Annotated in this window: 8 protein-coding genes and 3 pseudogenes; 3 read left to right on the forward strand and 8 right to left on the reverse strand. The window is 71.8% G+C overall.

All coding sequences use genetic code 11. The features are described 5' to 3' along the window. Positions 1 to 34: 34 nt before the first annotated feature. The 6 genes and pseudogenes from ACFWM7_RS30545 to ACFWM7_RS30570 form a co-directional block, all read right to left on the reverse strand. Positions 35 to 523, reverse strand: a complete 489-nt coding sequence (locus ACFWM7_RS30545) for a glutathione peroxidase (protein WP_383266705.1) — start codon at positions 521 to 523, stop codon at positions 35 to 37. Positions 524 to 573: 50 nt separating this feature from the next. Then, positions 574 to 1,098: a GNAT family N-acetyltransferase gene (locus ACFWM7_RS30550; protein ID WP_383266708.1), complete on the reverse strand. Its 525-nt coding sequence runs from the start codon at positions 1,096 to 1,098 to the stop codon at positions 574 to 576. A gap of 58 nt (positions 1,099 to 1,156) precedes the next feature. Next, positions 1,157 to 1,735 carry a helix-turn-helix domain-containing protein gene (locus ACFWM7_RS30555; protein ID WP_383266711.1) on the reverse strand — a complete coding sequence of 193 codons (579 nt, stop codon included), beginning with the start codon at positions 1,733 to 1,735 and terminating at the stop codon, positions 1,157 to 1,159. Positions 1,736 to 1,768: 33 nt separating this feature from the next. After that, positions 1,769 to 2,178: pseudogene (locus ACFWM7_RS30560) on the reverse strand (chloride channel protein); the annotation flags it as partial. Further along, positions 2,178 to 2,435: pseudogene (locus tag ACFWM7_RS30565) on the reverse strand (DUF2252 family protein); the annotation flags it as partial. The pseudogenes ACFWM7_RS30560 and ACFWM7_RS30565, both read right to left, overlap by 1 nt. Beyond that, positions 2,436 to 2,694, reverse strand: a pseudogene (locus tag ACFWM7_RS30570) (hypothetical protein); the annotation flags it as partial. Positions 2,695 to 2,864: 170 nt separating this feature from the next. On the opposite strand from ACFWM7_RS30570, the gene ACFWM7_RS30575 reads away from it, so the two are divergent. Then, positions 2,865 to 3,119, forward strand: a complete 255-nt coding sequence (locus ACFWM7_RS30575) for a DUF6011 domain-containing protein (RefSeq protein ID WP_383266713.1) — start codon at positions 2,865 to 2,867, stop codon at positions 3,117 to 3,119. Positions 3,120 to 3,131: 12 nt separating this feature from the next. Here ACFWM7_RS30575 and ACFWM7_RS30580 read toward each other — a convergent pair whose 3' ends face one another. Both ACFWM7_RS30580 and ACFWM7_RS30585 read right to left on the reverse strand, forming a co-directional pair. Continuing rightward, on the reverse strand, positions 3,132 to 4,004 hold the full coding sequence (locus ACFWM7_RS30580) for an acyl-CoA thioesterase (protein WP_383266716.1): 873 nt from the start codon (positions 4,002 to 4,004) through the stop codon (positions 3,132 to 3,134). 34 nt (positions 4,005 to 4,038) lie between these two features. Next, positions 4,039 to 6,552 (reverse strand): DEAD/DEAH box helicase, encoded by a 2,514-nt coding sequence (locus ACFWM7_RS30585; RefSeq protein WP_383266719.1) that lies wholly within the window; start codon positions 6,550 to 6,552, stop codon positions 4,039 to 4,041. Positions 6,553 to 6,689: 137 nt separating this feature from the next. Here ACFWM7_RS30585 and ACFWM7_RS30590 point away from each other — a divergent pair, with 137 nt between their 5' ends. After that, complete coding sequence (locus ACFWM7_RS30590; protein ID WP_383266722.1) at positions 6,690 to 7,481, forward strand: metal-dependent hydrolase; 792 nt, start codon at positions 6,690 to 6,692, stop codon at positions 7,479 to 7,481. A gap of 56 nt (positions 7,482 to 7,537) precedes the next feature. Beyond that, a complete protein-coding gene (locus tag ACFWM7_RS30595) occupies positions 7,538 to 9,073 on the forward strand; it encodes an ATP-dependent DNA ligase (protein ID WP_383266725.1) in 1,536 nt (511 codons plus the stop codon). The last annotated feature ends 23 nt before the right edge of the window (positions 9,074 to 9,096 follow it).

The raw sequence follows: 9,096 nt of genomic DNA on the forward strand, positions 1-9,096 counted from the left end.
GGGACATGTCCCCGGCCGCCCCTTCCCCGTGCGCTCAGCCCGGCAGGTGCGCCTCGATCGCCGCCACGACCTCCGTGGACTCCGGCTCGGAGCGCGGCCGGATCCGGGCCACCGGCTCACCGGCCGGCGAGATCACGAACTTCTCGAAGTTCCACTGGACGTCCCCGGCCTCCCCGTCCGCGTCCGCCAGCTTCGTCAGCTCCGCGTACAGCGGGTGCCGGCCGCCGCCGTTGACGTCGATCTTCTCCAGCAGTGGGAAGCTGACCCCGTACGTCGTCGAGCAGAAGGTCTGGATCTCCTCCGCGCTGCCCGGCTCCTGCCCGGCGAACTGGTTGCACGGGACGCCGAGCACGGTCAGGCCCCGGTCCCCGTAGTTCTGCTGCAGCCGCTCCAGGCCCTCGTACTGCGGGGTCAGCCCGCACTTGGAGGCCACGTTCACCAGCAGGACGGCCCGGCCGCTGTACGCGCCCAGCGTGGTCGGCTCGCCCGTGAGGGTGCGCAGCGGAATGTCGTGCAGCGTCATGAAACTCTCCCTGTTCCTTGCGTGGTGGTGCTCATTGTGCCGCCCACCGCTCACGGAGCGGCGAGCTCCTTGTAGTAGAAGGTGGTCGGCTTGAGGCTGCCCGCGGGATCCGCCGCGTATCCCGGCACGCTCCCGACCTTCGTCCACCCCGCCTTGCAGTAGACCTGCTCGGCCAGGCTGCCGCTCTCGGTGTCCAGGATCAGCAGCGTGATGCCTTCGGTCGCCGCGTACGCCTCGACCGCCGCCAGCAGCGCCCCGCCGAGCCCCTGTCCGCGCGCGGAGGGGCGGACCATCAGCTTGGCGACCTCCGCGCGGTGCCGGGCGTTCGGCAGCGGGGCGCGGACCAGGGCGATCGTCCCGGAGACCTGCCCGCCCTCGCGGGCGATCCAGATGCCGATGGTCCCGGCCTCCACGGCGGCGGCCCGCTCCCGCCACCAGATGGCGGCCGCCTCCCGGTCCAACGAGGCCAGGAAGCCCACCGAGGACCCCTCCTCGACGGTCTCGACCAGCAGGCCGGCCAGGTCGTCGGCGTACGTGACCAGTTCGGGGGCGGACACGTGGACGATCTCGGTCATGGGCAGGGGTCCTTTCGCAACGGAACGGTCGAAGAAGGAGAGTCGAGGGGCGCCGGAGTCAGGGCAGGACGATCAGGAGGGCGTAGCGGGCCCGTCCGGGCCCCGTGCAGTGGAACCGGGAGGGACCATGGAGTCTGAAGCGGAGGCAGTCTCCCGTCCGCACGGTGTGCGTCACCTCGGCGACCGTCACCTCCACCGTGCCTTCCAGTACCCAGATGTGCTGCTCGACACCGGGCACGGGCGCGTTCTCGTAGGCGATTGACGTACCCGGTTCGAGGACGGACTCGACGACCTCGGCGCGCAGCCCGGGATGCGGCGGCGAGACCGACCGCCGGACGAACCCGGCCGCCTCGTCGCGCCAGACCGTCTGCCGGGCCGCCGGCACCAGGGGCGGGGGCTCCGCCTCCACCTCCATGAGGAGGCGGGACATCGTCCGGCCGTAGACCGTGCACAGCCGCCCGAGCAGCGTGGCGGTCGGACTCACCTCGCAGCGCTCCAGCCGCGACAGCGTCGACCGGCTCACCCCGCTGCGGCGGGCCAGCTCGTCCAGGGACCAGCCGTGTTCGGTGCGCAGGTCCGCCAGTCTCACGGCGAGCCGGACGCCCATGGGGTCCGGCTCCTCAGTCGCATCTCCCATATCCGGGAATATATCCCTGATCAGGGAAGAGCTCTAGGTGGCCCCGGTCCGTGCCCCGTTCCGGTCCGCCGGCGCGGGCGGCAGCCGGAGCACGTATGCCACCACCACCGCCACGATCACCAGGGGCATCACGGTGCGCCCCTCCCTGCCCAGCAGAAGCGTCGCCAGGAGCACCGAGGTCATCGGCAGCCACAGCATCGCCACGCACATGGCCCCGACGCCCATTGCGAACCCCGCCGTCAGATGCAGCCCCGGCAGATGAGACAGTGCGACACCGCCCACCGCTCCCACGAACATCGCGGGAAAGACCGGACCGGGCCGCCCCGGAAGCAGCTCAACGAGGCGCAGTAGGCGAGCGACTTGCAGACGATGAGCAGGACGAGAGCGCCGACCGAGTACTCCGCGGTCGCGGACAGGAAGTGTCCCAGTTCGTGCTCTCCCGAGCCCGGTTGAAGACATCCTTGCCGCCCAGGTATCCGGCGATGGCGATCCGGCCCCCGGACCTGGCATGGGCGCGGGCCAGCGTGGCGCCGCACATCTCGCCGAACGCGCGCATCCCCTTCTGCACCATCGCCTCCGGTTCGGCGATGCCCTTCCAGTCGCGCAACTGGCGCACATAGAAGTCCCGGCTCCGGCCGTCGAGGCCGTCGGCCCGCTCCCAGCCGAGGAAGATGTCACCGGCCGCCTGCATCAGGCGCTGCCGGTCGAACGCCCCCGACTCCAGCCCGAAACCCCGGATCAGGAGAGCGAAGAGGAAGGTGACCACGATGATGAGGAGGAAGCCGGCCCCCAGGGCGGCCAGCCCGCTGCGCACCATGGACCGGTGGCGCCGCGTCGGGGCGTCGCGCGGCGTCGCGCTGGACGATCAGATTGAGTACGCAGGGGTCGGCCGAGAGCAGGCCGACGACCTCGTCGGTCAGGTCCGGCGGGCTCACCGCGCGGATGTGGATCATGTCCATCCCGGCACCTCCGCGGCTCCCGGCCCCGCGTCGCACGGAACTCCGCCCGGCCGGCGGCCCGGGGCTCACTCCAAGTAACGCGGCCCCGGCACGGTTCGGCAAACCGGACGCCCCGGCCGGGAAGCCCGGGGCCGCGGGCGGCGGCCCGCCCGGGCTGGGATCATCGAGGGGTGGACACACCCGATGCCCTTCCCGAACCGCTGCCCGGGGGCGACGAAGCGGTCCGCGAGGAGACGGCTACCGACGACGGGCCGCCGGAGGGCCGCCGCCTCGTCCGCTGCCGTCTCTGCGGCCGGCCGCTGACCGGGGCCGACTCGCGGCGGGCCGGTCTCGGCCCGTCCTGCGACGCCAAGCTGCACCCCGCGCCCCCGGACATCCGCACCCGCCGCCACGAGGTCGACCAGGACCCGCTGCCGGGCACATGAACCGGGACGGGGCTACTGCTCCAGCCGCCGGAACAGCCCCTCCTGCACCACCGACACCAGCAGCTGCCCCGAACGGTCGTAGATCCGGCCCCGCGCCAGGCCCCGCCCGCCCGTCGCGATCGGCGATTCCTGGTCGTACAGGAACCACTCGTCCGCCCGGAACGGCCTGTGGAACCACATGGCATGGTCCAGGGACGCCATGTCGAAACCGCGCGGACCCCACAGCGGCTCTACCGGGATGCGCACCGCGTCCAGCAGCGTCATGTCACTCGCGTACGTCAGCGCGCAGGTGTGCACCAGCGGGTCGTCGCCCAACGGCCCCACCGCGCGCATCCACACCGCGCTGCGCGGATCGGCGTCCTTGACCTCGTCGCGCGTCCAGCGCAGCCGGTCGACGTAACGGATGTCGAAGGGCTGCCGCCGTGCCATCCGCTCCAGCGCCTCCGGCAGCGCGCCCAGGTGCTCGCGCACCTCCTCGGCGACCGTCGGCAGCTCCTCCGGGTCCGGGACGATCCGGGCCGGCGGCAGCTGGTGCTCGAAGCCCGCCTCCTCGGGGCGGTGGAAGGACGCCGTCAGGTTGAAGATCGTCCGGCCCTCCTGGACGGCCGTCACCCGCCGGGTGGTGAAGGACCGGCCGTCCCGCACCCGCTCCACCTGGTAGACGATCGGCACCCCGGGACGCCCCGGCCGCAGGAAGTAGGCGTGCAGCGAGTGCACCGGCCGGTCCCCGTCGGTGGTCCGGCCCGCCGCCACCAGCGCCTGGCCCGCGACCTGGCCGCCGAAGACCCGTTGCAGAGACTCCTCCGGGCTTCGGCCGCGGAAGATGTTGACCTCGATCGGCTCCAGGTCGAGAAGGTCGACCAGATGTTCGGCCGGGTTCGTCATGCCGTACCTCTCCAGTTCCGCGTCAGGGGTGCGCTCACAGCTGGCCGACCTCGGTGACCCGGACGACCGCCCGGCCCTCCTCGTCGGAGGCGGCCAGGTCCACCTCGGCCTTGATGCCCCAGTCGTGGTCGCCCGCCGGGTCGGCGAACGCCTGCCAGACCCGCCACAGCCCGTGCGCCGGGTCCTCCTCGATCTTCAGCAGCTTCGGGCCCCGCGCGTCAGGACCGGTCCCGATCTCCTCGTGCGCGTCCCAGTACGCGTCCAGGGCCTCGCCCCACGCGTCCTCGTCCCACCCGGAGTCGCCGTCCAGCTCGCCCAGAGCACCGGCCCGGTCCAGCGCGGCCAGCTCCACCCGCCGGAACATCGCGTTGCGCACCAGCACCCGGAAGGCGCGGGTGTTGGCCGTGACCGGCTTGACCTCGTCCGCCTTCTCCTGCGCCTGCTCGGCCGTCTCCACCTCGGGGTTGGCCAGCTGCTCCCACTCGTCCAGCAGACTGGAGTCCACCTGACGCACCATCTCGCCCAACCAGGAGATCAGGTCCTGGAGGTCTTCCGACTTCACGTCGTCCGGGATCGTGTGCTCCAGCGCCTTGTACGCGCTCGCCAGATACCGCAGCACGATGCCCTCGGTCCGGGCCAGCTCGTAGTGCGAGGTGAACTCCGTGAACGTCATGGCCCGTTCGAACATGTCCCGGATCACCGACTTCGGCGACACCGGGTGGTCGTTCACCCACGGGTGGCTCGTGCGGTACACGTCGTACGCGTGCCACAGCAGCTCGCTCAGCGGCTTCGGATACGTGACCTCCTGGAGCCGCTCCATCCGCTCCTCGTACTCGACCCCGTCCGCCTTCATCTGGCCCACGGCCTCGCCGCGCGCCTTGTTCTGCTGGGCGGCCAGGATCTGCCGGGGGTCGTCCAGCGTCGACTCGACGACCGAGACCATGTCGAGCGCGTACGAGGGGGATTCGGCGTCCAGCAGGTCGAACGCGGCCAGCGCGAACGTGGACAGTGGCTGGTTCAGCGCGAAGTCCTGCTGGAGGTCGACCGTCAGCCGCACGATCCGGCCCTCGGCGTCCGGCGTCTCCATTTGCTCCACCACGCCACCGTCCAGCAGCGAGCGGTAGATGGCGATGGCCCGCCGGATGTGCCGCAGCTGCGCCCGGCGCGGCTCGTGGTTGTCCTCCAGCAGATGCCGCATCGCCTCGAACGCGTTGCCCGGGCGGGCGATGACCGCGAGCAGCATCGTGTGCGTCACCCGGAAACGGGAGTTCAGCGGCTCGGGCTCGGACTGGATCAGCTTGTCGAAGGTGGTCTCCGACCAGGCGACGAACCCCTCGGGGGCCTTCTTGCGGACCACCTTGCGTTTCTTCTTCGGGTCGTCGCCCGCCTTCTTGACGGCCTTCTCGTTCTCGATGACGTGCTCGGGGGCCTGCGCCACGACGAACCCGGCCGTGTCGAACCCGGCCCGCCCGGCCCGGCCCGCGATCTGGTGGAACTCCCGCGCGCGCAGCGTCCGCACCCGGGTGCCGTCATATTTGGTGAGCGCCGTGAACAGCACCGTGCGGATGGGGACGTTGACGCCGACACCGAGCGTGTCCGTCCCGCAGATCACCTTCAGCAGACCCGCCTGGGCCAGCTTCTCCACCAGCCGGCGGTACTTCGGCAGCATCCCCGCGTGGTGCACCCCGATCCCGTGGCGCACGTAACGGGAGAGGTTCTGCCCGAACTTGGTGGTGAAGCGGAAGCTGCCGATCAGATCGGCGATCTTCTCCTTCTCCTCCTTCGTGCACATGTTGATGCTCATCAGCGACTGCGCCCGCTCGACGGCCGCCGCCTGCGTGAAGTGCACGATGTAGACCGGCGACTGCCGGGTGTCCAGCAACTCGGTGAGCGTCTCGGTGATCGGCGTGAAGCGGTACTCGTAGCTCAGCGGCACCGGACGGGTCGCCGAGCGCACCACCGAGGTGGGGCGGCCGGTACGGCGGGTCAGGTCCTTCTCGAACATCGCGACGTCGCCGAGCGTCGCCGACATCAGCACGAACTGCGCCTGCGGCAGCTCCAGCAGCGGGATCTGCCACGCCCAGCCGCGGTCCGGCTCGGCGTAGAAGTGGAACTCGTCCATCACGACCTGGCCGATGTCGGCGTACTTCCCGTCGCGCAGCGCGATGGAGGCCAGCACCTCGGCCGTGCAGCAGATCACCGGGGCGTCCGCGTTGACCGAGGCGTCACCGGTGAGCATGCCGACGTTCTCGGTGCCGAAGAGCTTGCACAGGTCGAAGAACTTCTCCGACACCAGTGCCTTGATCGGCGCGGTGTAGAAGGTGACCTTGTCCTGCGCCAGCGCCGTGAAGTGCGCGGCCGCCGCCACCAGGCTCTTGCCCGAGCCGGTCGGGGTGGACAGGATCACGTTCGCCCCGGAGACCACCTCGATCAGCGCCTCCTCCTGAGCCGGATAAAGCGAGATGCCCTGGCTCTCGGTCCATGAGGAGAAGGCCTCGAAGAGGGCGTCCGGGTCGGCGGTCTGGGGAAGCTGGTCGATGAGGGTCACGCCCCCATCTTGCCTGTCTTCCGCCCGGATGAGGGAACCGGCGGACGGCACGAAGATCACGGACGATACGCTGCGGTCTCAACCTGCCCGCGCCGTACCGGTGGTGGGCGCGCGAACCACTGGGGGCGGGAAAGGCCATGATGGGACCGGCACACTCTCTGTCAGGGGCAGCGGCCTGGCTGGGGGTGGGCGCGGCGGCCACCGCCGCGGGCCACGCGATGCCCTGGCCCGTCCTCGTCGTCGGCGCGCTGATCTGCGCGGGAGCCGCGCTCGCCCCCGACCTCGACCACAAGTCCGCGACCATCTCGCGCGCCTTCGGCCCGATCTCCAAAGCCCTCTGCGAGATCGTCGACAAGCTCTCCTACGCCGTCTACAAGGCCACCAAGAGCGCCGGCGACCCCCGCAGGACCGGCGGACACCGCACCCTCACCCACACCTGGCTGTGGGCCGTCCTCATCGGCGGCGGCTGTTCCGTGGCCGCGGTCACCGGCGGCCGCTGGGCCGTCCTCGCGATCCTCTTCGTCCACCTGGTGCTCGCCGTCGAGGGCCTGCTGTGGCGGGCCGCCCGGGTCTCCAGCGACGTCCTGGTGTGGCTGCTCGGCGCGACCAGCGCCTGGATCCTCGCGGGCGTCCTGGACCAGCCGGGCAACGGGGCCGACTGGCTGTTCGACGCCCCCGGCCAGGAGTATCTGTGGCTGGGGCTGCCCATAGTGCTGGGGGCGCTCGTCCACGACATCGGCGACGCGCTGACCGTCTCGGGCTGCCCGATCCTGTGGCCCATCCCGATCGGCCGCAAGCGCTGGTACCCGATCGGCCCGCCGAAGCCGATGCGCTTCCGGGCCGGGAGCTGGGTGGAGATGAAGGTGCTGATGCCCGCCTTCATGGTCCTCGGGGGGGCGGGCGGGGCTGCCGCCCTCAACTACATATGACCGATCGCCTCCCGCGCGGGTGGGCGTCGGGCTCCGCCCCGTAGCACCATGGGCGCATGCTGCTCGCCGAGCTCGCCCAGGTCTCCCTGGAGGTCGCCGCCACCTCCGCCCGGTCCAAGAAGGTGGCGCTCCTCGCCGGCCTCTTCCGGGACGCCGGACCCGAGGACGTCCCCGTCGTCATCCCGTACCTCGCCGGACGGCTGCCCCAGGGCCGGATCGGGGTGGGGTGGCGGTCCCTCGGCGAACCGGTGGAGCCCGCGGCGGAGCCCACCCTCACCGTCACCGGCGTCGACGCCGAGCTGGCCGCCCTCGCGGCCGTCTCAGGCCCTGGCTCCCAGGCCCGGCGCAAGGAGCACCTGCGCGCCCTGTTCGCCGCCGCCACCGAGGACGAGCAGCGCTTCCTGCGGGCCCTGCTCACCGGCGAGGTACGCCAGGGAGCCCTGGACGCCGTCGCCGCCGACGCGCTGGCCAAGGCCGCCGAGGCCCCGCCCGCCGACGTCCGGCGCGCCGTGATGCTCGCCGGATCGCTCCAGGAGGTGGCCCGGACCCTCCTCGCGGAAGGACCCGAGGCGCTCGCCGCCTTCCGCCTCACCGTCGGGCGGCCCGTCCAGCCGATGCTGGCGCACACCGCCGCCTCGGTCGGGGAGGCCCTCGACAAACTGGGCGCGTGCGCGGTCGAGGAGAAGCTCGACGGCATCCGGGTGCAGGTCCACCGCGACGGCGACCGGATCCGTGCCTACACCCGGACCCTCGACGACATCACCGACCGGCTGCCCGAGCTGACCGCCGCCGTAGCCGCCCTCCCGGCCGGCCGCTTCATCCTGGACGGCGAGGTGATCGCCCTGGGCGAGGACGGCAGGCCGCGCCCCTTCCAGGAGACCGCGTCCCGGGTGGGCTCACGGCGGGACGTGGCGGAGGCGGCGGCGCAGGTACCCGTCGTCCCGGTCTTCTTCGACGCGCTGCTCGTCGACGACGAGGATTTGCTCGACCTGCCCTTCGCCGACCGCCACGCGGCCCTGGCCCGGCTGCTCCCCGAGCACCTGCGCGTCCGGCGTACGGTCGTCGACGACCCGGACGACGCCGGGGCCCGCGCGGCCGCCGACGCGTTCCTCGCCGACGCCCTGGAACGCGGCCACGAGGGCGTCGTCGTCAAGGACCTGACCGCCGCCTACAGCGCCGGTCGCCGGGGCGCGTCCTGGCTGAAGGTGAAGCCGGTGCACACCCTGGACCTGGTGGTGCTGGCCGTCGAGTGGGGCAGCGGCCGCCGCACCGGCAAGCTCTCCAACCTGCACCTGGGCGCACGCCGGCCCGACGGTACGTTCGCGATGCTCGGCAAGACCTTCAAGGGGCTCACCGACGCCCTGCTGGAGTGGCAGACCGAGAAGCTGGGGGAGCTGGCCACCAACGACGACGGCCATGTCGTCACCGTACGCCCGGAACTCGTCGTGGAGATCGCCTACGACGGCCTCCAGCGCTCCACCCGCTACCCCGCCGGGGTCACCCTGCGGTTCGCCCGCGTCCTGCGCTACCGCGACGACAAGACCGCCCAGGAGGCGGACACCGTGGAGACGGTGCTGTCCCGGCAGCCGTGAGCGCGCCCCTGTCAGGGCAGGGG

The sequence above is a fragment of the Streptomyces sp. NPDC058375 genome (assembly GCF_042723425.1).
In the GTDB taxonomy this organism is placed as follows: domain Bacteria; phylum Actinomycetota; class Actinomycetes; order Streptomycetales; family Streptomycetaceae; genus Streptomyces; species Streptomyces durocortorensis.